Consider the following 23,513-nt stretch of genomic DNA (forward strand, 5'->3'; position numbering starts at 1 on the left):
ATCAATGAACCACCGGGCACTTCCCGGTGTAATCAACCTGCCAGCGCTTGATGCCGTTGAGCCAACCTGACCGCAGTCGCTCCGGCGTCGAAATCGGCTTCAGGTCGGGCATGTGGTCGGCTACGGCGTTGAAGATCAGGTTGATCGTCATCCGGGCCAGATTGGCGCCGATACAATAATGCGCCCCGGTACCGCCAAAGCCGACGTGCGGGTTGGGGTTGCGCAGGATGTTGAAGGTGAAGGGATCTCCGAAGACCTCTTCATCGAAATTGGCCGAGCGGTAGAACATCACCACCCGCTGGCCCTGCTTAATCGGAACACCGGACAACTCGTAATCCTCGAGCGCGGTGCGCTGGAAGGCGGTGATCGGAGTGGCCCACCGGACGATCTCGTCGGCGGCGGTCTCCGGACGCTCCTTTTTGTACAGCTCCCACTGGTCGGGGTGGTCAGCGAACGCCATCATGCCTTGAGTAATGGAGTTCCTGGTGGTCTCGTTGCCGGCGACGGCGAGCATCACCACAAAGAAGCCGAACTCGTCGTCGGAAAGCTTTTCACCGTCGATATCGGCTTCGATCAACGCGGTCACGATGTCATTGCCGGGATTCTTGGCCTTGATCTCGGCCATCTTCATCGCGTAGGTGATCAACTCCAACGAGGCCATCTTCGGATCGATATCGGCGTACTCGGGGTCTTCGCTGCCGGTCATCTGGTTCGACCATTCAAATAGCTTGCCCCGGTCCTCTTGCGGCACGCCCAGCAAACCCGCAATGGCCTGGAGTGGCAGCTCGCACGACACCTGCTCGACGAAGTCTCCAGAACCCGCGACCGCCGCCGCTTTGGCGATCTTTTGGGCGCGATCGTTGAGTTCATCGTGCAGACGTCCGACGACCCGCGGCGTGAAACCGCGAGAAATGATCTTACGCAACCGGGTGTGGTGCGGCGCGTCCATGTTCAGCATGACGAACCGCTGCACCTCGATCTCCTCACGAGCTATCTCGTTGGGGAACCGCGGTATCACCCCGTTCTGCCAGCTGGAGAAGACGTCGCTACGACGCGACACCTCTTTGACGTCGTCAAGTTTCGTGATCGCCCAGAAGCCGCCGTCATGGAAACCTCCGCCAGTACCGGGAGCCTGCTGGTTCCACCAGATCGGCGCGGATGCGCGCAACTCGGCGAACTCTTCGACCGGTATCCGCAGGGCGTACATGTCAGGATCCGTCAGGTCGAATCCGGGTGGAAGATTCGGGCGGGGCACGCTACTTCTCCTTACTGACAGTCCTTATTGGCCGGCGAGTTGGAGGACACTAGCTCTCCTAGTGACGCTGTACTGCCAGTAAAACATGCCTTCACCGCAGACAAAAGGTGCCGACGCGTCCTCGCTTGTCATAGTAATGAAACGTGTTCTAGCCTGACCCCATGGGGAACCCGGTAATCGTTGAAGCGACCCGTAGCCCGATCGGCAAACGCAATGGATGGTTGTCAGGGCTGCATTCCACCGAGCTACTTGGGGCAGTGCAAAAGGCGCTGGTCGACAAGGCCGGTATCTCATCTGGCTTGCAAGCCGGCGACATCGAACAAATTATCGGCGGCTGCGTGACCCAGTTCAGCGAACAGTCGAATAACATCAGCCGAACGGCATGGCTGACCGCGGGATTGCCCGAACACGTTGGCGCCACCACCGTCGATTGTCAGTGCGGCAGTGGCCAGCAGGCCAACCATCTCATCGCCGGCTTGATTGCTATCGGCGCTATCGACATCGGTATCGCCTGCGGCGTCGAGGCGATGAGCCGGGTGGGCCTAGGTGCCAACGCGGGTCCGGACCGCTCGCTCATCCGCGCACAGTCATGGGACATCGACATGCCGAACCAGTTCGAGGCCGCCGAGCGAATCGCCAAGCGTCGCGGCATCACCCGCGAAGAGATCGACGCGTTCGGATTCGAATCTCAGCTACGCGCTAAGCGAGCGTGGGACGAGGGCCGTTTCGATCGGGAGATCTCGCCGATCGAGGCTCCAGTGCTAGACGAGCAGCAGCAGCCCACCATGCAACGACACGTGGTGACCCGCGACCAGGGCCTGCGCGACACCACCATGGAGGGCTTGAGCCAGCTCAAACCGGTGCTCGAGGGCGGGATACATACTGCGGGCACGTCGTCGCAGATCTCCGACGGCGCAGCGGCGGTGTTGTGGATGGATGAGAAGAAAGCTAAGGCCATTGGGTTAAGACCGCGGGCGCGGATCGTCAGCCAAGCGTTGGTCGGCGCGGAGGCCTACTACCACCTAGACGGGCCGGTGCAGTCGACCGCCAAGGTGCTGGAGAAGGCGGGAATGAAGATCGGCGACATCGACATCGTCGAGATCAACGAGGCGTTCGCATCGGTGGTGTTGTCGTGGGCGCGGGTACACGATCCCGACATGGCCAAGGTCAACGTCAACGGCGGAGCAATTGCATTGGGCCATCCGGTGGGCTGCACCGGCAGTAGGTTGATTACCACCGCGCTGCATGAGCTGGAACGCACCGACCAGAGCACCGCGCTGATCACCATGTGCGCGGGCGGAGCCCTGTCCACGGGCACCATCATCGAGCGGATCTAGCACCAGCGGTGATCGTTTCTGAAGAGAGCCGCATCGCCGCCGCACAGGCTTACATCGACGCGCTCGTCAGCCATGACGGGGACTCCGTTCCGTTGGCGGCGGGATGCACTCGGGTCGAGCAAGGCGTCAAGAACGGATTTTCCGGAAATCACCTGCGGCGCAGCCTCAATCGCGGACCTCAGTACTGGGTTATCGCCGACACGACGCCACCGCACTACCAGATCGTCGGCGATGAGGTACACGCGGCGTATGACGTGCTGACGAAGATGGCGTTTTGCGGCAGCAGGCTTGCCGCGCGGGTTAACGAGACCTTCCTGATTCCTGCCGAAAACCCAAGCGGGAAAGCCGAAATCCACCACATCAAGGTTCGCTTCAAACCATTCATTCACCGCTAGGAATACCCACCCGATGGAAAAACCACGAGCGTTGAATTCGCGTTGGGCCGACACCGTGATCAAGTGGACATCTCGGGCCAACACGTGGATCTATCGCCGCAGCAACGGAAAGCTCGGCGGCACGATTCAGAAGGCCCCGGTCGCATTGCTGACCACGACCGGCCGCAAGACCGGTGGTCCGCGGGTGAGCCCGCTGATCTATGTGCGCGACGACGATCGCGTGGTGCTGGTGGCGTCGCGGGGCGGCTCCGACAAACACCCGCTGTGGTACCTCAACCTCAAGGAAAACCCGAAAGTCTCGGTGCAGATTAAGAAAGAGGTACTGCAGCTGCGGGCACGCGACGCCACCGCCGAAGAGCGCGCAAAATACTGGCCGAAGCTGACCGCCGTATATCCCACCCTCGAGGACTACCAGTCGTGGACCGAGCGGGTGATCCCGGTCGTCATCTGCGATCCCTGAAGGTTCGGGCTCTCACTTATCGGTTTGGGGGCTTGGGTCCGCGAGCAATGTGTCGTGCTCGAGCAGGGCGGCCTGTTTGGATAGCACCGGGCCGTCGACCAGGAGCCGAACGATTTGCCACGGCGCGGTTTCGGGTGACGTCAGGCCCAACGCCTTGGCGGCGTCCGCGTCGGGAACTCCGTACCGCACACCTTGTTCGTCGATGTAGTACTGGGATTCACCGTATCGAGGGTCCAGGGACTGCAATGCGACAGATTTTCCACCGTCTATGTACACGGTGGCCTTGCCGTGGAGTTGCTTGATGCCTGCGGCCATCGCCGATGGCGCTATCGGCAGGTGCCGACCCGCCAGCACCGTGGTCTTCGGCGCCTGGTCGCCGACTCCGCGCTCCCACGTCCAGCACAGCGTAGTCGCGTCCGGCCGAGCCACGATCTTGAGCGGTTCATCGGGCAGCGGTGATTGGTAAACCTCTTCGTCGATCCTGACAACCCGGCTGGGTTCCATCGCCGGTGGCGCTGCTAGTCCATATGACTGGGTAGCACGCAACGCCTCAGCGGTGGCGGCGTTCACCTTCGCGATCGCGTCGGCAAGCACCAAATAGTATTGCGACCCCGCTCCGGTAAGGAGCTGAAACACCGACCCGACCACTAAATCTTCAGGCAGCCCCAAGGAATTCGGCGCGCCCGCATCGGGCACCGGCGGTAGCTGCCACGGACCGGCGTCGGGCAGGGCGTTATATATCTCCTCGGAGATGGGGGTCGGCTGGGCGCTCATGGGTATGCCCGCCACCGAGGTCAGAGCGCGGTCATCTAGATCGATGGCGTGCCGGCCCTGTTGGGTAACGATCCATGTTTTGCCCTGGTAAGACACCAGCAGCGCCTCATTAGGCCGGATCACATCTATCGAGGAATCCATCACCAACGGCATTGCTATCACCGCGGTCTGCGCCGTCGGCGAAGAGCTGCCGGATGTCGCGACGGTGTTACAGAGTGTCCAGATCGACGAAGAAACACCCGAAACGGGTGTGGCATAAGGAGCGCCGGGGATCCCAATGGTCTGACCCACGGGAAGCTTGCTCAGTTCGGCGGATTTCACGACGGCTGGGTTCGCCGGATTGCCCAACACCAATCGCGCCGAAGTCAGGTTATAGACAGGATGCAGCTGCCTTGACAACATCACATAAAGTTGGTTGGTCGTGTGGTCAGCGAAAAAACTGCTGCCACCCAGTTTGCCCACTGGTTTGAAGTAGGCTAGGAATCCGGCGCCGGCCACGAGCATTAGCGCGATCACCATGCCGACTGTGGCCGACCGGCTGTAAAACTGCAGCGGATCGTCGAACATCCGGGTGTCTCGCCGCACGATGGCATGTTCAAGTCGGCGAAGCAGGAAGCGCCAGCCGCTAACCTGAACCTTGGTAGTCAAGCGAAGACCCAATTGTTCACTCCCTCCCGTTGCGGCGCGCACCCACCGCGCAGCACCGATTTGCCGCCGCGGCGGCCATGCGGTCGGCGGGCCACGGCACGGTTATCACGATGCGCGCGGCCGGATCCCATGCGTCGTCGGCAAATCGACCAAGTGTAGCGGGTCGGGAAACATCGCCTTGCCATCGATGGCCACCACGCCGGCGATGAGGCTGCCGTCAGCCGCGGTGAATCAAGACCCGGCCCCATAAACCGGGACCGGCGGCCGCGACTTGGCCAACAGGTCGGTGACGACGGGCCCCAACTCGGCGGGCTCCCACCTCGCGCCCTTATCGACTTGGGGGCCATGCGCCCAGCCCTCGGCGACGCGGATGATGCCGCCCTCGACCTCGAACACCCTCCCGGTCACGCCACGGGATGCAGCGCTGCCCAGCCACACCACCAGCGGTGACACGTTTTCCGGCGCCATCGTGTCGAATCCTTCGGCCGGTTTTGCCATCATCTCAGCGAAGACGGTCTCGGTCATGCGGGTCCGGGCCGACGGTGCGATGGCGTTGACGGTTACGCCGTAACGACCCATTTCTGCGGCGCCGACCAGCGTCATCGCCGCAATTCCGGCCTTAGCGGCGCTGTAGTTTCCCTGCCCGACGCTGCCCTGCAGGCCAGCACCGGAACTGGTGTTGATGATCCGTGCATCAACGGTTTTGCCCTCTTTGGACAGTGCGCGCCAGTACGAGCCGGCGTGCCGCATCGTGGCGAAGTGACCCTTGAGGTGCACCGCGATGACGGCGTCGAACTCCTCCTCGCTGGTGTTGGCTATCATCCTGTCGCGCACGATGCCGGCGTTGTTGACCACGACGTCCAGGGTGCCGAAGGCGTCGATGGCAGTCTGAACAAGGGCCGCCGCTTCATTCCAGTCCGCGATGTTGGATCCGTTGGCGACGGCTTCCCCACCGGCTGCCGTGATTTCGTCGACCACGCGCTGCGCGGCGCTGCCCCCGCTGGCGGGCGATCCGTCCAGGCCGACCCCAATGTCGTTGACCACCACGCGCGCACCTTCGGCCGCGAAAGCCAGCGCATGCGCGCGACCGATACCGCCGCCCGCTCCGGTGACGATGACGACACGGCCTTCTAGCAGGCCGCTGCCCACGCCCATACCCATTGCTCCTTACGTGTTATCTAATTACTTGTTGACGCTGGAAGCGGCAAGATAGGGCGGTGGCTCACCGCCGCCGTGCACCTCCAGCGTGGCTCCGCTGATATATGAAGCCACATCAGACGTCAGAAACGCTGCAGCCCAGCCGATGTCGCTGGGTTTCGCCAGCCTCCCTAATGGCACGGTGGCAGCTACCCGAGCGATCGACTCAGCGTCACCGTAGAACAGTTCCGACTGTTCAGTTTCCACCATGCCGACCACCAACGCATTAACCCTGACCTTGGGAGCCCATTCCACCGCCAGTGTGAGAGTCAGGTTTTCGAAACCCGCTTTGGCCGCCCCGTAGGCGGCCGTACCCGGGGTGGGACGGCGACCGCTGACGCTGCAAATGTTCACAATCGACCCGCCGTTAGGTTGCGTTTGCATCAATGTATTCGCGTGCTGCGAAACTAACAGTGGTGCAAGCACATTGAGTTCTACGATCTTACGGTGGAAGGTGTGCGTGGCCTCAGCCGCCAAGACATACGGCGATCCTCCGGCGTTGTTAATCAACACGTCGAGGCGTCCGTGCCGTTCAGCGATTGAGCCAATGAGCCGAGCCACTGAGTCCTCATCGCGGATGTCGCAGGCATGGAACTCATGTGGCAAACCTTCGACGGCTCGTCGTGCGCAGGTGATCACGGTCGCGCCCTGTTCAGCGAAAACCGAACTGACACCCGCACCTACACCGCGGACGCCACCGGTGACCAAAACCACCCGCCCGGCAAGTCCCAAATTGATGGCTTCTCCAGAAGGGGGGCCTCCTTCGGCGCGAGTCACTGTGCTAGCGTACCAAGCAAGTGCTTGCTTAGGTAGTCGGCCCATACGTTCCCCAGGGAGGTGCCACCTTGCCCATCACATCTAGCACCACTGAACCGGGCATTGTCGCGGTCACCGTCAATTACCCACCCGTTAACGCGATCCCGTCACGCGGCTGGTTCGAACTCGCCGACGCGATTACGACAGCCGGCGACAGTCCCGATACCCGCGCGGTGATCCTGCGAGCCGAGGGGCGCGGGTTTAACGCCGGTGTGGACATCAAGGAAATGCAGCAAACTGCAGGCTTCACTGCCCTGATCGACGCCAACCGCGGCTGCTTCGCCGCATTCCGCGCGGTGTACGAGTGCGCGGTGCCGGTGATCGCCGCGGTGAACGGGTTCTGCGTCGGCGGCGGCATTGGCCTAATCGGCAACTCCGATGTCATCGTGGCCTCCGACGACGCTACCTTCGGGCTGCCGGAGGTGGAGCGCGGCGCACTCGGGGCGGCCACCCATCTGTCACGGCTGGTCCCCCAGCACCTGATGCGGCGACTGTTCTTCACCGCGGCCACCGTGGACGCCGCCACCTTGCACCACTTCGGCTCGGTGCACGAAGTGGTGCCCCGCGAGGAGTTGGACGAGGCCGCACTACGACTGGCCCGCGACATCGCGGCCAAGGACACCCGGGTCATTCGCGCCGCCAAGGAAGCGTTGAATCTTATCGACGTACAACGTGTTAACTCGAGTTATCGTATGGAGCAAGGCTTTACCTTTGAGCTCAACCTCGCCGGGGTGTCCGACGAGCACCGCGACACGTTCGTCAAGAAACCATAGCCGCCGACGACGATGCAGTGGGGGCACCCCCAGCCGCGAAGCGGCGAGGGGGACGAAGCGATGAGGAGGAGTGGCGCGGAATGAGCGACAAGCGAACCACCCTCGACGACACGGTCGCGCAACTGCGCAGCGGCATGACCATCGGCATCGGCGGCTGGGGATCCCGACGCAAGCCGATGGCATTCGTGCGCGCCATGCTGCGCACCGACCTCACGGACTTGACCGTGGTCAGCTACGGCGGTCCCGACCTGGGACTGCTGTGCTCGGCCGGCAAGGTACGACGCGTCTACTACGGGTTCGTCTCCCTGGATTCGCCCCCGTTCTACGACCCGTGGTTCGCCAAGGCACGCACCAGCGGGGCGATCGAAGCCCGGGAAATGGACGAGGGCATGCTGCGCTGCGGGCTGCAGGCGGCAGCGCAGCGGCTGCCGTTCCTGCCGATCCGCGCCGGACTGGGCAGTTCGGTACCGGACTTTTGGGAGGGCGAGCTGACTACCGTTCGCTCGCCGTACCCTGCACCCGGCGGCGGCTACGAGACGCTGATCGCTATGCCGGCGCTGCGGTTGGATGCTGCCTTCGTCCACCTCAATCTTGGTGATAGCCAAGGCAATGCCGCTTATACCGGCATCGACCCATACTTTGACGATCTCTTCCTGATGGCCGCCGAGAAGCGCTATCTGTCCGTTGAACGGGTGGTATCCACTCAGGAGCTGGTCAAGGCGGTGCCGCCGCAGGCGCTGCTAGTGAACCGGATGATGGTCGACGCCGTCGTGGAAGCGCCGGGTGGCGCCCACTTCACTACCGCTGCACCGGATTACGACCGTGATGAGAAATTCCAGCGGCACTATGCCGAAGCCGCCTCCTCCGAGGAAAGTTGGCGGCAGTTCGTCGCGACCTACCTATCGGGCAGCGAAGCCGAATATCAAGCTGCTGTGCGAGCTTTCCGTGAGGAGTCTTGATCGTGAGCACTAGAGCTGAAATATGCGCGGTCGCTTGCGCTGAGTTGTTCCGGGACGTAGGCGAAATTTTGGTCAGCCCGATGACGAACATGGCTGCCATCGGCGCCCGGTTGGCGCGTCTCACTTTCTCTCCCGACATTTTGCTGACCGACGGTGAGGCGCAGCTGCTGGCCGACACCCCGACGCTAGGAGCGACCGGAGGCCCAAACAGGATCGAGGGCTGGATGCCGTTCGGCCGGGTGTTCGAGACGCTGGCCTGGGGGCGACGCCATGTGGTGATGGGCGCCAATCAGATTGACCGCTTCGGCAATCAGAACCTCTCGGCGTTCGGACCGCTGCAACACCCGACTCGGCAGATGTTCGGCGTTCGTGGTGCACCCGGCAACGCGATCAACCACGCGACCAGCTACTGGGTCGGCAACCACTCGAAGCGGGTGTTCTGCGAGGCCGTCGACATTGTCTGCGGCATCGGCCACGATAAGGTGGACACCGACAATCCCGCGTTCCGGTTCGCCAACCCGTATCGGGTGGTGTCCAACCTCGGCGTGTTCGACTTCGGCGGCCCCGACCACACGATGCGGGCCTTGACCCTGCACCCCGGGGTGTCGCGCGATGAGGTCCGCGAGGCCACCTCGTTCGAGATGCATGGTCTCGACGAGGCCGACGAGACCAGGTTGCCGACCGACGACGAACTGCGCCTGATCCGCGCGGTCATCGACCCGAAGTCGTGGCGGGACAGAGAGATACGATCATGATTATTCCACCTCTCCCCCGCAAGCGGGAGGTACCCCCACCTCATCGCTTCGTCCCCCTCGCCGCTTCGCGGCTGGGGGTGCCCCCACTGCATCGTCGGCGGTGGCTATGAAGTTACGCACGCCGCTGACCGACCTGGTGGGCGTCCAGCACCCGGTGGTGCAGACCGGGATGGGCTGGGTGGCCGGTGCGCGGCTGGTGTCGGCCACGGCCAACGCGGGCGGCCTCGGCATCCTGGCGTCGGCCACCATGACCCTGGACGAGCTGGAAACCGCCATCAGTAAGGTCAAGGCCGCCACCGACAAGCCGTTCGGTGTCAACATCCGCGCTGACGCCGCCGACGCCGCCGACCGCGTCGAGCTGATGATCCACGCGGGCGTGAAGGTGGCATCGTTTGCGTTGGCACCCAAACAGGAACTGATAGCCAGACTGAAAGACGCTGGGGTGGTTGTTATCCCGTCGATCGGCGCGGCCAAACATGCGCGCAAGGTCGCCAGCTGGGGCGCCGACGCGATGATCGTGCAGGGCGGCGAAGGCGGCGGACACACCGGACCCGTCGCAACAACGCTGCTGCTGCCTTCCGTGCTGGACGCTGTGCAGGGCAGCGGCATCCCGGTGATCGCGGCGGGCGGATTTTTCGACGGACGCGGGCTGGCGGCAGCGCTGTCCTACGGGGCGGCCGGCGTGGCGATGGGCACCCGGTTCCTGCTCACCTCGGACTCCACCGTGCCCGATGCGGTCAAACGCCGCTATCTGGATGCGGCGCTCGATGGGACGATGGTCACCACACGAGTCGACGGCATGCCACACCGTGTGTTGCGCACCGGACTTGTCGAGAAGTTGGAAAGTGGCTCGCGAGCAAGGGGATTCATTGCTGCAGTGCGCAATGCCGCGAAGTTCAAGCAGCTGTCGCAGATGACGTGGCGGTCAATGATCCGCGACGGCCTGGCAATGCGCCACGGCAAGGAGCTGACCTGGTCTCAGGTGGTGATGGCGGCCAATACCCCAATGCTGTTAAAAGCTGGGTTAGTTGACGGCAATACCGATGCCGGGGTGTTGGCGTCTGGCCAGGTGGCCGGCATCCTCGATGATCTGCCGTCGTGCGCTGAGCTGATCCACTCGATCGTGCAGGACGCGATCGAGCATTTGCAGGCCGCGGGAGCCCTCATCGACCGCCGACTGTGAATCCTGCGACGTGACACGCCGATAGACCGTCGTGTGGTTCACACTCGGCACTCACGGGCGCCATCCCGCCGCGCGCATGGCAGCAACGACGCGGGCCACGAACGTGCCCTGCCGATATCGGAGCAGTTCACTACTGGCCCTAATGATCGTCCAACCCTGATCGAGCAATCCGCTGTACCGGTCGATGTCGCGGTCGCGCTGCTCACGGTTTGTCCAGTGTTGCGATCCGTCGTACTCAATACCGACCCGCAATTTCTCGTAGCCCATATCAAGGCGGGCGATGAAGTCCCCGTATTCGTCGAACACCGCAATCTGTGTCTGCGGTCTCGGCAGGCCCGCGTCAACCAACGCCAACCGAGTTCGTGTCTCCTGCGGGGATTCCGCACCTCCATCGACAAGCGGCAATACCCGTCGCAGCCGAACCAGACCACGCGCGCCGGAATGTTCCGCAATGACCGCCTCCACTTGAGTGATCTTGACGTCGGTCGCATTCGCCAACGCGTCGAGCCGTTGCACCGATTGGAGTCGTGCGGTTGTTCGACGCCCAATATCGAAGGCGGTGCGCGCCGGGGTGGTTACCGCGATACCGTCAACCTCCAGTATCTCGTGCGGCGCCAACGTTTCGGTATGCACGACGATCTGCGGCGGGGGCTTTCGGTTGTCGTGTACCAGTTCGGCAGCCAGCACCGGGCTTACCCACTTTGTGCCGAGCAGCGCGGCCGCCGAGTTTCCGGCGACGACTGCCCGTCGCCGCGACCACAGCCATGCCGCGCAGGCGCGCTGGCTCGCGGTCAGTTCGATACCAGACGGAACATAGACACCCGGGTAGACCGACTCGTACATCGCACGCATTGTCCGCTCCGGGATGGCCTTCGCAGCCAATGCCTCCGAACCCAAAAGTGGCCACGGGAGTTCCTTCATGGGCGAATGGTGGCATCACCCACTGACAACTACACCGACTGTGAATCCTGCGACGCGACACGCCGATAGACCGTCGTGTGGTTCACACTCGGCGCCGAGCGGCTATAGCCGCTCAATGATCGTCACGTTGGCGGTGCCGCCGCCCTCGCACATCGTCTGCAGCCCGTAACGGCCGCCGGTGCGTTCCAACTCACCCAGCATGGTGGTGAACAACTTGGCCCCAGTGGCACCCAGCGGATGACCGAGGGCGATCGCGCCGCCGTTGGGGTTGACCTTCTTCGGGTCGGCCTTGATCTCCTTAAGCCAGGCCAGCACGACCGGCGCAAGCGCTTCGTTGATCTCGACGGTGTCGATGTCGTCGATGGACAGACCGGTCTTTTCCAGCGCGTAGCGGGTGGCGGGGATGGGCCCGGTGAGCATGAATACCGGGTCGGCGCCACGCGCACTGATGTGGTGGATGCGGGCCCGCGGAGTCAATTTGTGATCTTTGACAGCCTGCTCGGAAGCGAGCAATACCGCGCTGGCGCCGTCGGAGATCTGGCTGGCCAACGCCGCAGTCAACCGGCCGCCCTCGGTAAGGGGCTTCAATCCCGCCATCTTCTCCAGCGATGTCTCCCGAGGCCCCTCATCGATGCAGAAGTCCCCGACTGCGATTATCTCGTTGTCGAAATGCCCTGCCCGGATTGCCGATAAGGCACGCTCGTGACTGTTCAGCGCGTATTGCTCCATCTCTTCGCGAGACAGGTTCCACCGCTCAGCGATCAGCTCAGCACCCCGGAACTGGGAAATCTCCTGGTCGCCATAGCGGTGCAGCCAGCCGTTGGACTCGCTGGTCGGCGAGGTGAAGCCGAACTGCTTGCCGACCTCCATCGCCGATGCGATGGGGATCTGGCTCATATTTTGCATACCGCCGGCCAGGATGACGTCCGCTGTGCCTGACATAATGGCTTGTGCGCCAAACGAAATCGCTTGCTGGCTGGACCCGCATTGCCGGTCGACGGTGACGCCAGGAACCTCCTCCGGGTAACCCGCCGCCAACCACGCCAACCGGCCGATGTTGCCCGCCTGCCCTCCGATGGCGTCCACACAGCCCACGATCACGTCGTCAACAGCGGCAGGGTCCACGTCGACACGTCCGAACAGACCGTGGAATACGTTGGCCCCCAAGTCAATCGGATGTACGCCGGCCAAGGATCCGTTGCGCTTGCCGACCGCGGTACGCACAGCCTCCACAATGTACGCCTCAGACATTTGCGTCACTCCTTCTTCAGATCAATTCGCCGTGATTCCGCCAAGGACGATGGCGAGATACTGCTGACCTACCTGGCCTGCGGTGAGCGACCCGCCGGGTTGATACCAGCGCACCGACACCCAGGTGGTGTCACGGATGAAACGGTAGACCAGGTCGACATCGAGGTCGGGCCGGAAGTAACCCTCGTGCATGCCTTCACTGAGCACCTCGACCCACATCTTGCGTTGTTGCCGGTTCATGTCCTCGATATAGGAAAACCGCGGCTGCGATGACAGCCGCCCCGCTTCGTCTTGGTAGATGACGACCTGCGCATGCCGATGCTCGATCGCCTCGAATGACGCCATAAACAGACCCGTGAACCGCTGCAGCGGATTGGCCTCGCTGTCCAGGATCTCGCGATAGCGGGCAAACAGCCAGTCCAGGAACCCCCGCAGCAGCTCGTCGACCATCTCTTCCTTGGAGGAGAAATGGTGGTACAGACTGCCCGACAGGATGCCGGCACCGTCGGCGATGTCACGCACGGTGGTGGCGCGCAAGCCACGCTCAGCGAACATGGTAGCGGCGAGCCCCAGTAGTTCGTCGCGGCGGCTGTTCGCCTGACCGGTCACTCGGTCCACCTAGTCAGGGTATCAACCAAGCGCTTGCTCGGCTAGTTGTGAGGCATGGGTCACGGATGCTGACTGGAGACCGAGATCACCTCACCGGTGAGATAGCTGGAGTAGTCGCTGGCCAAGAACGCGATCGTGGCCGCCACTTCCCAGGGCTCGGCGGCGCGCCCGAACGCCTCGTCGGCGGATAACCGGTCCAGCAGCTCTGTCGAAGTCGTCTTGTCCAGAAACTTGTGGCGGGCGATGCTGGGCGAGACCGCGTTGATCCGCACCCCGTATTCGACGGCTTCTATTGCGCTGCAACGGGTCAGCGCCATCACGCCGGCTTTGGCGGCCGCATAGTGCGACTGCGAATGTTGAGCCCGCCAGCCAAGGACGCTGGCGTTGTTGACGATCACTCCCCCGTGCGGCGCATCGCGGAAATACCGCAGTGCTGCGCGGGTGGCTCGGAACACCGAGGTAAGCGTCACGTCAAGAACGCGGTCCCATTCATCGTCGGTCATGTCGGCCACCGGAGTCTGCCCTCCCAGCCCGGCATTGTTGACCAGCACGTCGATGCGACCCATCCGGGCGGTGGCCGACGCGACGAGGGCATCGACCTGGGCGGTGGACGTCACATCGCACACCACGCTTTCCACCCGGCCCAGTCCCAGCGTTGACAGCTCGGCGGCGGTCTCGGTCAGCCGTCGTTCATGATGGTCGGAGAGCACGACGTCGGCGCCCTCGACAAGGGCCCGCCGTGCGGTGGCCGAGCCGATGCCGGTGCCGGCGGCTGCGGTCACGACAACCACCTTGCCGTCCAAAAGCCGGTGTCCAGCAACTTCTTTCGGCGCGACAGACAGGGTCATCCTTTGACCTCCCGGGGCAAACCGAGCACTCGCTCGGCGATGATGTTGCGTTGGATCTCGTTGGAGCCGCCGTAGATGGTGTCTGCCCGGGTGAACAGAAACAGCCGCTGCCATTCGTCCATCTCGCCGTCGGCCAAGGTTATACCGGGCTTGCCGATCACATCCATCGCCAACTCACCCAAATCGCGGTGCCAATTGGCCCACAGCAGCTTTGACACGTTGTCTTGACCCGGCTGACCACCGCCGGCTGGCCCTTCCAAGGTGGCCAGGGCATAGCAACGCATCGCGCGCAACCCGGCCCAGGCCCGGGTCAGCCGCTCCCGGATGAACGGGTCATCGGCGGCGCCGTTGCGCTGTGCCAGCTCGACCAGCCTGGAAAGCTCACGGGCATAGACGATTTGCTGCCCTAGAGTCGAGACGCCGCGCTCGAAAGTCAAGGTGCCCATCGCGACCCGCCAGCCATCACCCGGCTGGCCGACCACCATGCTGGCGTCGGTGCGGGCGTCGTCGAAAAACACCTCGTTGAACTCCGAGGTACCAGTGATCTGGACGATTGGCCGGATCTGGACGCCGGGCTGGTCCAGCGGCACCAGCAGATACGACAGCCCGGCGTGCCGCTTGGAGCCCTTCTCGGTGCGCGCGATCACGAAGCACCATTGCGACAGGTGCGCCAAGGACGTCCAGACTTTCTGACCGTTGATCACCCATTGATCGCCATCAAGCTCGGCCGTAGTCGACACATTCGCCAGGTCACTGCCGGCGCCGGGTTCTGAATATCCTTGGCACCACAGCTCGGTGATATCGAGGATGCGCGGCAGGAAGCGCTGCTGTTGCTCGGGCGTTCCGAATGCGATCAGCGTTGGCCCTAGCAGCTCCTCGCCAAAGTGGTTAACCTTGGCCGGCGCGTCGGCGCGGGCATACTCCTCATAGAACGCCACCCGGTGTGCGGTCGGCAGGCCCCGCCCGCCGTGTTCGACCGGCCACCCCAGACACGTCAGTCCGGCCGCCGCCAGATGCTGGTTCCAGACCCGACGTTCCTCGAACGCCTCGTGCTCGCGTCCCGGCCCGCCGAGCCCCTTCAGTGCTGCGAAGTCGCCCACCAGATTGTCGGCGAGCCAACCGCGGACCTCCGCCCGGAACTCCTCGACATCCTGCATGACCTGTAGGCTAACCTACCAAGCACTTGCTTTGTGAGGAGCATCGATGACGAGCGGTCCCCACACCGTGCCGGCGGCGCTGGATCGTTTCGCGCGCGAGCTTCCCGACCACGACGCGTTGATCACCGACGACCGGTGTTTTACGGCAGCCGCCCTGCGCGACGAGGTATACCAAGCCGCCGCGGCACTGATCGCGCTCGGCGTCGCGCCCGGCGACCGGGTCGCGATCTGGTCGCCCAACACCTGGCACTGGGTGGTGGCGTGTCTGGCGATCCACCACGCCGGTGCCACGCTGGTGCCCGTCAACACCCGTTACACCGCCGAGGAAGCCGCCGACATCCTCGCTCGCACCGGTGCGCTGGTGTTGTTCGCGATGGGTCAGTTCCTCGACGCCGACCGGGTTGCCCGTCTGGACCGCGCCGCATTGCCGGCGTTGCGGCACATCGTCCGGGTGCCGGTAGAGGCGAACGACGGAACCTGGGACGACTTCATGGCCCAGGGCCGCGAACCGGGTGCCGTCGCGGCACGCGCTGCCGCCGTCGCGCCCGACGACGTCAGCGACATCCTGTTCACCTCCGGCACCACCGGCCGCAGCAAGGGCGTACTGTGCGCGCACCGACAATCGCTGTCGGGCTCGGCGGCGTGGGCTGCCTGCGGCGAAATCACCAGCGCCGACCGCTACCTATGCATCAACCCGTTCTTTCACAACTTCGGCTACAAAGCCGGCATCCTGGCCTGCCTGCAGACCGGCGCGACGCTGATCCCGCATCCGACGTTCGATCCACTACGCACGCTGCAGGCGATCGAGCAACAGCGCATTACCGTGTTGCCCGGGCCGCCCACCATCTACCAAAGCCTGCTCGACCACCCGGCCCGCGGTGACTACGACCTGAGCTCGCTGCGGTTCGCGGTGACCGGGGCGGCCACCGTGCCGGTGGTGCTGGTGGAACGTATGCAGTCCGAACTCGACATTGACATTGTGTTGACCGCCTACGGTCTGACTGAGGCCAACGGTATGGGAACCATGTGCCGCGCCGACGACAACGCGGTAACGGTCGCCACCACCTGCGGCCGCCCGTTCGCCGACTTCGAATTGCGCATCGACTCGGCCGCCGCCGGAGAGGCCGGTGAAGTGCTGCTGCGCGGGCCAAACGTCATGCTGGGCTACCTGGACGACCCGGAAGCGACTGCCGCGGCTATCGATGCCGACGGCTGGCTGCACACCGGCGATATCGGAGCCGTCGATGTGGCCGGCAACTTGCGAATTACCGACCGTCTCAAGGACATGTACATCTGCGGCGGATTCAACGTCTACCCCGCCGAAGTCGAACAGGTACTGGCCCGGATGGACGGGGTGGCCGACGTCGCGGTCGTCGGAGTTCCCGACCAGCGCCTGGGCGAGGTCGGCCGGGCGTTCGTGGTCGCCCGGCGAGGCTCGACACTTGACGAGCAAGCTGTGATCGCTTACACCCGTGAACATTTGGCGAACTTCAAGGCACCGCGGTCAGTACAGTTCGTCGATGCGTTGCCGCGCAATGCCGGCGGCAAGGTGATCAAACCACAACTGCGAGGGCTGGCTTGAAATGGACCTGGAACTAGACGAAGAGACACTAGCCTTCCAGGCCGAGGTGCGGGACTTTCTGTCGGCCAACGCCAAGTCGATCCCGACGATGTCCTACGACAACGCCGAAGGTTTCGCGCAACACCGTCGTTGGGACCGGGTACTGTTTGACGCGGGCCTGTCGGTGATCACTTGGCCGAAGAAGTACGGCGGCCGTGACGCGCCACTACTGCACTGGGTGGTGTTCGAAGAGGAATACTTCCGCGCCGGAGCGCCCGGCCGGGCCAGCGCCAACGGCACCTCGATGCTGGCACCGACGTTGTTCGCGCACGGTACCCAGGAGCAACTGGACCGGATACTGCTCAAAATGGCTAGCGGAGAACAGATCTGGGCCCAAGCGTGGTCGGAGCCCGAAGCCGGCAGCGACCTGGCGTCACTGCGGTCCGCCGCAACCAAGACGGACGGTGGCTGGCTGCTCAACGGGCAGAAAATCTGGAGTTCGCGGGCACCGTTTGCCGAGATGGGATTCGGCCTGTTTCGATCCGACCCCGCAGCGGAGCGCCATAACGGGCTGACATATTTCATGTTCGACCTGAAGGCCGAAGGCATCACGGTGCGGCCCATCGTCCAACTTGGCGGCGACACCGGCTTCGGTGAAATCTTCTTCGACGACGTCTTCGTCCCCGACATCGACGTCATCGGCACCCCGAACGACGGTTGGCGCGCGGCCATGAGCACGTCGAGCAACGAGCGCGGAATGTCGCTGCGCAGCCCGGCCCGCTTCCTGGCCGCCGCAGAACGATTGGTGCAGCTGTGGAAAGACAACGGCTCACCCGCAGTCTTCGCCGACCGCGTCGCCGATGTTTGGATCAAGGCGCAGGCCTACCGACTACAAACCTTCGGAACGGTAACCAGGCTGGCTGCCGGCGGGGAGCTGGGGGCGGAATCCTCGGTGACCAAAGTGTTCTGGTCCGACCTCGATGTGCAGCTGCATCAGACCGCGCTCGACCTCCTGGGCGCCGACGGCGAGCTTGCCGGGCCGTGGACCGAGGGCCTGCTGTTCGCACTGGGCGGCCCGATCTACGCCGGTACCAACGAAATCCAGCGCAACATCATCTCGGAGCGGCTATTAGGCCTGCCTCGAGAAAAGAAGGGGTAGCAGCGACGGTGTATTTCGCACTAGATCAACAGCAGCGCGACTTTGCGGCCAGCATTGACGCGGCGCTAGGCACCTCGGATCTGCCCGGCGCGGTCCGTGCTTGGTCCGCGGGCGATGTCGCACCCGGCCGCAAGGTGTGGGAGCAGTTGGCCAATCTCGGCGTCACCGCGCTAGCCGTACCGGAGAAGTTCGACGGCATCGACGCTCACCCGGTCGACCTCGTGGTTGCGCTGGAACGTCTCGGTTACTGGTGCGTGCCAGGCCCGGTCACCGAATCCATCGCCGTCGCACCGGTTTTGCTCGCCGACGATGGGCGTAGCGCCGGACTGGCTTCCGGTGAGCTGATCGCCACCGTCTCGCTGCCGCCGCAGGTGCCTTACGCAGTCGACGCCGACACCGCCGCGCTGGTGCTGGTGGTAGACGGAAGCGACGTCAGCGCGGCCGAAGCCGGCGAGTGCCACCAATCCGTCGACCCCAGCCGTCGCCTATATGAGGTAGCGGCCACCGGCGCACTGTGGCACGCAGATATCCAGCGCGCCTACGAGTTCGGGGCGCTGGCCACCGCCGCGCAACTGGTGGGTGCCGCCGAGGCGATGCTGGACGCCGCCGTCGACTACGCCAAGCAGCGGACACAGTTCGGCCGGGTGATCGGCTCGTATCAGGCAATCAAGCACAAGCTCGCCGACGTGCACATCGCGATCGAGTTGGCCCGACCGCTGGTTTACGGAGCGGCGCTGTCGTTGCAACCGCGCGACGTCAGCGCCGCCAAAGTGGCTACGGGCGAGGCGGCAATGCTGGCAGCACGGTCGTCATTGCAGACCCACGGCGCCATCGGGTTCACTCAAGAGCACGACCTATCGCTGTTGCTGCTACGGGTACAAGCTTTGCGCTCCGCCTGGGGTACGCCCGAGGCACACCGACGCCGGGTACTGGAGGCGCTCTCATGACCGAAGAACGAGAGATGTTGCGAGAGACCGTGGCCGCCTTGGTAGCCAAGCATGCCAACCCCGAGGCCGTGCGTGCCGCGATGGAATCGGACCGCGGCTACGACGAGTCGCTATGGCAGTTGCTGTGCGAGCAGGTCGGCGCGGCGGCGCTGGTGATACCCGAGGAGTTGGGCGGAGCCGGTGGCGAACTAGCGGATGCCGCAACGGTTTTGCAGGAGCTGGGCCGCGCGTTGGTGCCCTCTCCCCTGCTGGGCACGACGTTGGCAGAGCTGGCGCTGCTGGCCACACCCGAGCCGGAGGCCCAGGCTCTGGCAGCACTGACCCGCCTAGCTGGGGGTAGCTCGATAGGTGCGCTGGTGCTCGATGCCGACTACGTCATTAACGGCGACATCGCCGACGTCGTCATCGCTGCCCCGGAAAGTCCAGGCGGTCAGCTGACCTGGTGGGCCCGATTCAGCGCAGAGCCCGTCGCCACCATGGACCCCACGCGCAGGCTGGCCCGCGTTCGGCCCGAAGAAACCCGAGTCATAGCGACCGACCCGGGCCTCGCGGACAGCGCCGCAATCCTGCTGGCGGCCGAGCAGATCGGCGCCGCCGAACGCTGTCTGGACCTGACCGTCGAATACGCCAAGAGCCGGGTTCAATTCGGCCGTCCGATCGGCAGCTTTCAAGCACTCAAGCATCGGATGGCCGATCTGTACGTCGCAATCGCGACGGCCCGCGCGGTCGTCGCCGATGCGTGCAACACACCCACGCCCACCAACGCCGCCACTGCGCGCCTGGCGGCCAGCGAAGCGTTGTGTACCGTGGCCGCCGAAGGCATCCAGCTGCACGGCGGCATCGCGATCACCTGGGAACACGACATGCACTTGTATTTCAAACGCGCACATGCCAGCGCACAGCTGCTCGGCTCGCCGCGCGCGCTGCTGCGCCGACTGGAATCGGAAGTGATCCAGTAATGAATGCTCATGTCGCACTACGCGCCGGCATCCCGCCGTTCTATGTGATGGATGTTTGGCTGGCGGCAGCAGAGCGCCAACGTAGCCATGCAGATCTGGTGAATCTGTCGGCGGGCCAGCCCAGTGTCGGCGCTCCCGAGCCCGTTCGCGCCGCGGCGGCGGCCGCCCTGCATCTCAACCAGCTGAGTTACAGTGTCGCGCTGGGTATCCCGGAACTGCGCGCTGCGATCGCCGCGGACTACCAGCGCCAACACGGAATCGACGTCGAGTCCGACGCGGTGGTGGTCACCACGGGTTCCTCGGGCGGGTTCTTGCTAGCCTTCCTGGCTTGTTTTGACGTGGGTGATCGAGTGGCGTTGGCCAGTCCCGGCTATCCGTGCTATCGGAACATTTTGTCGGCGTTGGGATGTGAGGTGGTGGACATTCAATGCGGACCCGAGACGCGATTTCAGCCCACCGCGCAGATGCTCGACGAACTCGACCCGCCGGTGCAAGGCGTCATCGTCGCCAGCCCGGCCAATCCCACCGGGACGGTCATCCCACCTGCGGAGCTGGCGGCGATCGCGTCCTGGTGTGAGGCCTCCGGGGTTCGACTGATCAGCGATGAGGTGTACCACGGTCTGGTTTACGCTGGAGCGCCGCAGACCAGCTGCGCTTGGCAAGCGTCACGAAATGCTGTGGTGGTCAACAGTTTTTCCAAGTATTACGCGATGACGGGCTGGCGGCTGGGCTGGCTGCTGGTGCCACCCGAGCTGCGCCGGGCAGTGAACTGCCTGACGGGTAACTTCACTATCTGCCCGCCCGTGCTGTCGCAGATCGCGGCGGTGGCGGCCTTCACCCCCGAGGCAACCGCGGAAGCCGACGGCAATCTGCACCACTACAGCGTCAACCGCTCGCTGCTGCTCGACGGTCTGCGCGGAATTGGCATCAACCGGCTGGCACCCGTCGACGGTGCGTTCTACGTCTACGCCGACGTCTCGGACTTCACCAACGACTCGCTGACGTTCTGCTCAAAGTTGCTGGCCGACACCGGTGTTGCTATCGCGCCGGGCATCGACTTCGATACCACGCGCGGCGGTTCGTTCGTCCGGCTGTCGTTCGCTGGACCGACGACCGACATCGAAGAGTGTCTTCGGCGAATCGGGCCCTGGCTTGCGACTCGGTAACTCAAGTTACGACTGCTCGGGTCGCGAGCGCGCGTAGTTTGTACGACGACACGCTGTTGCAGCCGGCATTTTGCGCACGCTCGTCACATGCGTAGCTAGGTGTCGAGGATCGTATCGATGCGTGCTTCAAGGACATTGCGCTCGCCGACATCTGCCACATTGATGCCGAACCGATCACGCAGGGTGTCGACAACCGCGGCCGCGTCGTCGAGGCGGATTTTCTCCGTCCCGCTGTCACGGTGGATGGCCAGGTTCCGGCCAGATAAGTTCCACCGTCCGTCATCGGTAACTATTGCAGCGGTCAGGCTAGTCACAAAGTGTGACGAGGGGTGGGTGGAGACAAACCAGCTTCCCACCTTCAGATCGATCTGCGGCCTGGTCTGCGTGGTGAATTCGTAGAGCGCCTGCCACTCACCACGAACCAAGGCCTGCAGCACCAGCCCGTCGCCCCGGTCCTCAAGTCGGTACGGTTCATGCGTCGTCTGCTGGACACTGCCGGCTTCCAGACGAAGGGGTGAAGTCGGCGTCTGGCCGCCGAAGCCCGTATCCACCAGATAGGACCCCTGGGCGCCGGGGAATGTCACTGCCAATACGGTGTGCGTCTGCGCCGGCGGCGGCGCATCCGGCGCAGCCATCCAGACCACCCGACCGGTCAAGCGCCGCACCCGAAAGCCGAGTTCTGCCAACACATAGCCCATCAGCCCGTTGTGCTCGTAGCAATAGCCACCCCGGCGCCGGTAAACCAGCTTGTCGGTGAGGCTATCTGGACTCAGGTCGTCGACGGGCACTCCCAGCAACGGATCCAGGTTCTCGAACGGAACGGTTCGAGTGTGAGCAGTCACCAAATCCTGCAGGAGATCCAGGTTGGGCGCAGTCGCGCCACGATAGTTGATGCGGTCGAAGTATCCAGCCAGATCCACTGTCATAAAGCCCATTCTGATTGGCCGTCCCGCGGCGCCGGCTAGCGCTTTCTTCGTGGCATCGTCACAACCCGGCCGGCAACGAATAACTCCGTCCCGCTGGTGGCACTAAACCGCACCTTTCACAACGATCGTTACCGTACACCCGTCCGTTCCCGTTCCCGTTCCCGTTCGCTACGCTGAAGCTGACGAAATATGTATCGCACAAGAGGTGGAGCGCCCCGAGACGGGTGAAGGGTCCACGACCGACAGTTTGGCGTCGGTACCGAGCGGGATCGCTGCGGAGTTAGCCGCCGCCGGATTCGAGAATGCGCGCCAAGTGGCTCGAGGCGGGGCCGGGGTGATCTATCGCTGCTACGAGACGGCGCTGGGGCGAAACGTGGCGGTCAAGGTGCTGCCGTCCCATTTTGACGATGATGGCCGGGAGCGGTTTTTGCGTGAGGGTTACGCGATGGGTGGGCTCTCGGGGCATCCCAACATCGTTAACATTCTGCGCGTCGGTGTGAGCCCCAGCGGGCGGCCCTACATCGTGATGCCCTACCACGCTGCGGATTCGCTGGCGGTACGGTTGCGCCGGGAAGGGCCAGTGGCCTGGCCGGAGGCGTTGCGGATCGGTGTGAAGCTATGCGGAGCCTTGGAAACCGCGCACCAGGCCGGCACGTTGCACCGCGATATCAAGCCGGCGAACATCCTGATCAACGATTACGGCGAACCGCAGTTGAGCGATTTCGGGATCGCCCACATCGACCCCGCGCCAGACGCTGGCCGCGGCCTCGGACGGCAAGCTGCTCTACGCGGTTGGCGGATCGAACGGCAACGCCGACCTGACGACCGTCGAGGCCTATGACCCGGCCGGGAAAACCTGGACCACCTTGTCGGCCCTTCCCGAACCACGAAATGACGTGGGCGTGGCCATCGCCGATGGACGTCTGGTGGCGGTCGGAGGCGTGTCATCGGGGCAAGTCCTCAAAAGCGTTTCCGCCCTCGATCTGATGGCCAAAACCTGGGCCGGCTTGCCGGACATGCAGACCGCGCGCCACCGCATGGCGGTCGCGGCGGTGGAGAAGTCGGTGTATGCGATCGGCGGCTCAACTAATGCTGGCGACAGTCAGCTGACCTCGGCCGCCGAAGAACTGACGCTGCCGCCGCGCAGGGTCCAGCCCGCGTCGCAGTGGCGGACCCTCCCGGACGCACCACACGCCAGATTGGAGATGGCGTGGGCGGTGCACGACGACAAGATCTGGATCATGGGCGGGCTGCAAGGCGGAGCTGCCCTCACCACCGTCGAGCGATACGACCCGCAGACCAGAACCTGGCGCGCCGGGCCGTCATTGCCCATCGCTTTGCATCATGCGACGGCGGTGACCTACCACGGCGAGGTGGTCATCATCGGGGGTGCGACCGGCAACACCGTGTACTGCATCGATGGCGCCAACCGCCCGACGCATCAAGGCCCGATCGCG

At 64.0% G+C, this 23,513-nt stretch carries 22 protein-coding genes and 1 pseudogene; 13 read left to right on the forward strand and 10 right to left on the reverse strand.

Annotation, left to right across the window (positions count from 1 at the left end; translation table 11 throughout):
• Position 1 precedes the first annotated feature (1 nt).
• Entirely contained in the window at positions 2-1,255 is a 1,254-nt protein-coding gene (locus B586_RS17650) for a cytochrome P450 (RefSeq protein WP_047316606.1), read from the reverse strand.
• Positions 1,256-1,416: 161 nt separating this feature from the next.
• Here B586_RS17650 and B586_RS17655 point away from each other — a divergent pair, with 161 nt between their 5' ends.
• The 3 genes from B586_RS17655 to B586_RS17665 are packed head-to-tail and all read left to right on the forward strand — an operon-like array spanning position 1,417 to position 3,447.
• Positions 1,417-2,592: a steroid 3-ketoacyl-CoA thiolase gene (locus B586_RS17655; protein WP_047316605.1), complete on the forward strand. Its 1,176-nt coding sequence runs from the start codon at positions 1,417-1,419 to the stop codon at positions 2,590-2,592.
• An 8-nt stretch (positions 2,593-2,600) separates the two neighbouring features.
• The gene (locus tag B586_RS17660) at positions 2,601-2,987 is read left to right on the forward strand and encodes a DUF8021 domain-containing protein (protein WP_054879253.1); all 387 of its coding nucleotides are present in this window, start codon (positions 2,601-2,603) and stop codon (positions 2,985-2,987) included.
• 13 nt (positions 2,988-3,000) lie between these two features.
• Positions 3,001-3,447, forward strand: coding sequence for a nitroreductase family deazaflavin-dependent oxidoreductase (locus tag B586_RS17665; RefSeq protein WP_054879252.1), 447 nt, complete (start codon positions 3,001-3,003; stop codon positions 3,445-3,447).
• Positions 3,448-3,459: 12 nt separating this feature from the next.
• Here B586_RS17665 and eccB read toward each other — a convergent pair whose 3' ends face one another.
• The 3 genes from eccB to B586_RS17680 all read right to left on the reverse strand — a co-directional run bounded on the left by eccB (position 3,460) and on the right by B586_RS17680 (position 6,843).
• Positions 3,460-4,881 (reverse strand): type VII secretion protein EccB, encoded by a 1,422-nt coding sequence (gene eccB / locus B586_RS17670; RefSeq protein ID WP_047316623.1) that lies wholly within the window; start codon positions 4,879-4,881, stop codon positions 3,460-3,462.
• A gap of 219 nt (positions 4,882-5,100) precedes the next feature.
• Positions 5,101-6,024: an SDR family oxidoreductase gene (locus B586_RS17675; RefSeq protein WP_054879251.1), complete on the reverse strand. Its 924-nt coding sequence runs from the start codon at positions 6,022-6,024 to the stop codon at positions 5,101-5,103.
• A gap of 27 nt (positions 6,025-6,051) precedes the next feature.
• Positions 6,052-6,843 (reverse strand): SDR family oxidoreductase, encoded by a 792-nt coding sequence (locus B586_RS17680; RefSeq protein WP_054879250.1) that lies wholly within the window; start codon positions 6,841-6,843, stop codon positions 6,052-6,054.
• Between the two features lie 68 nt (positions 6,844-6,911).
• Between B586_RS17680 and echA20 the strand changes: the two genes are divergently transcribed.
• The 4 genes from echA20 (at position 6,912) to ipdC (ending at position 10,552) form a co-directional block, all read left to right on the forward strand.
• On the forward strand, positions 6,912-7,655 hold the full coding sequence (gene echA20, locus B586_RS17685) for a (7aS)-7a-methyl-1,5-dioxo-2,3,5,6,7,7a-hexahydro-1H-indene-carboxyl-CoA hydrolase (RefSeq protein WP_054879249.1): 744 nt from the start codon (positions 6,912-6,914) through the stop codon (positions 7,653-7,655).
• An 80-nt stretch (positions 7,656-7,735) separates the two neighbouring features.
• Positions 7,736-8,614: a cholesterol ring-cleaving hydrolase subunit IpdA gene (gene ipdA, locus B586_RS17690; protein ID WP_054879248.1), complete on the forward strand. Its 879-nt coding sequence runs from the start codon at positions 7,736-7,738 to the stop codon at positions 8,612-8,614.
• 2 nt (positions 8,615-8,616) lie between these two features.
• The gene (ipdB, locus tag B586_RS17695) at positions 8,617-9,369 is read left to right on the forward strand and encodes a cholesterol ring-cleaving hydrolase subunit IpdB (RefSeq protein ID WP_156166580.1); all 753 of its coding nucleotides are present in this window, start codon (positions 8,617-8,619) and stop codon (positions 9,367-9,369) included.
• Between the two features lie 106 nt (positions 9,370-9,475).
• A complete protein-coding gene (gene ipdC / locus B586_RS17700; protein WP_054879247.1) occupies positions 9,476-10,552 on the forward strand; it encodes a (3aS,4S,5R,7aS)-5-hydroxy-7a-methyl-1-oxo-octahydro-1H-indene-4-carboxyl-CoA dehydrogenase in 1,077 nt (358 codons plus the stop codon).
• A 51-nt stretch (positions 10,553-10,603) separates the two neighbouring features.
• Here ipdC and B586_RS17705 read toward each other — a convergent pair whose 3' ends face one another.
• From B586_RS17705 to ipdE1, 5 genes are all read right to left on the reverse strand, one after another.
• Positions 10,604-11,473, reverse strand: a complete 870-nt coding sequence (locus B586_RS17705) for an endonuclease domain-containing protein (protein WP_054879246.1) — start codon at positions 11,471-11,473, stop codon at positions 10,604-10,606.
• 102 nt (positions 11,474-11,575) lie between these two features.
• Entirely contained in the window at positions 11,576-12,724 is a 1,149-nt protein-coding gene (fadA6, locus tag B586_RS17710; RefSeq protein ID WP_047316596.1) for a steroid 3-ketoacyl-CoA thiolase FadA6, read from the reverse strand.
• A 21-nt stretch (positions 12,725-12,745) separates the two neighbouring features.
• Entirely contained in the window at positions 12,746-13,342 is a 597-nt protein-coding gene (gene kstR2 / locus B586_RS17715; RefSeq protein ID WP_156166579.1) for a TetR family transcriptional regulator KstR2, read from the reverse strand.
• Between the two features lie 50 nt (positions 13,343-13,392).
• A complete protein-coding gene (gene ipdF / locus B586_RS17720) occupies positions 13,393-14,181 on the reverse strand; it encodes a (5R,7aS)-5-hydroxy-7a-methyl-1-oxo-2,3,5,6,7,7a-hexahydro-1H-indene-carboxyl-CoA reductase (RefSeq protein WP_047316594.1) in 789 nt (262 codons plus the stop codon).
• Complete coding sequence (gene ipdE1 / locus B586_RS17725) at positions 14,178-15,338, reverse strand: acyl-CoA dehydrogenase IpdE1 (RefSeq protein ID WP_054879245.1); 1,161 nt, start codon at positions 15,336-15,338, stop codon at positions 14,178-14,180. The genes ipdF and ipdE1 overlap by 4 nt, the downstream gene beginning before the upstream one ends.
• Positions 15,339-15,384: 46 nt before the next feature.
• Here ipdE1 and fadD3 point away from each other — a divergent pair, with 46 nt between their 5' ends.
• The 5 genes from fadD3 to B586_RS17750 are packed head-to-tail and all read left to right on the forward strand — an operon-like array spanning position 15,385 to position 21,130.
• The gene (fadD3, locus tag B586_RS17730) at positions 15,385-16,920 is read left to right on the forward strand and encodes a 3-((3aS,4S,7aS)-7a-methyl-1,5-dioxo-octahydro-1H-inden-4-yl)propanoate--CoA ligase FadD3 (RefSeq protein ID WP_054879244.1); all 1,536 of its coding nucleotides are present in this window, start codon (positions 15,385-15,387) and stop codon (positions 16,918-16,920) included.
• A gap of 1 nt (position 16,921) precedes the next feature.
• Entirely contained in the window at positions 16,922-18,058 is a 1,137-nt protein-coding gene (locus B586_RS17735) for an acyl-CoA dehydrogenase family protein (protein ID WP_054879243.1), read from the forward strand.
• 8 nt (positions 18,059-18,066) lie between these two features.
• Positions 18,067-19,005, forward strand: coding sequence for an acyl-CoA dehydrogenase family protein (locus B586_RS17740; RefSeq protein ID WP_054879242.1), 939 nt, complete (start codon positions 18,067-18,069; stop codon positions 19,003-19,005).
• Complete coding sequence (gene ipdE2 / locus B586_RS17745) at positions 19,002-19,964, forward strand: acyl-CoA dehydrogenase IpdE2 (protein WP_054879241.1); 963 nt, start codon at positions 19,002-19,004, stop codon at positions 19,962-19,964. Before B586_RS17740 ends, ipdE2 begins: the two co-directional genes overlap by 4 nt.
• Positions 19,964-21,130 (forward strand): pyridoxal phosphate-dependent aminotransferase, encoded by a 1,167-nt coding sequence (locus B586_RS17750; RefSeq protein ID WP_054879240.1) that lies wholly within the window; start codon positions 19,964-19,966, stop codon positions 21,128-21,130. The genes ipdE2 and B586_RS17750 overlap by 1 nt, the downstream gene beginning before the upstream one ends.
• A gap of 95 nt (positions 21,131-21,225) precedes the next feature.
• Here B586_RS17750 and B586_RS17755 read toward each other — a convergent pair whose 3' ends face one another.
• Positions 21,226-22,056, reverse strand: a complete 831-nt coding sequence (locus B586_RS17755; protein ID WP_054880835.1) for an arylamine N-acetyltransferase family protein — start codon at positions 22,054-22,056, stop codon at positions 21,226-21,228.
• Positions 22,057-22,303: 247 nt separating this feature from the next.
• Between B586_RS17755 and B586_RS20510 the strand changes: the two are divergent.
• Positions 22,304-23,333 (forward strand): annotated as a pseudogene (locus B586_RS20510) (protein kinase domain-containing protein); the annotation flags it as partial.
• Positions 23,334-23,513: the final 180 nt, after the last annotated feature.

Origin of the sequence: Mycobacterium haemophilum DSM 44634 (assembly GCF_000340435.2) — a bacterium.
GTDB classification, from domain to species: Bacteria; Actinomycetota; Actinomycetes; order Mycobacteriales; family Mycobacteriaceae; genus Mycobacterium; species Mycobacterium haemophilum.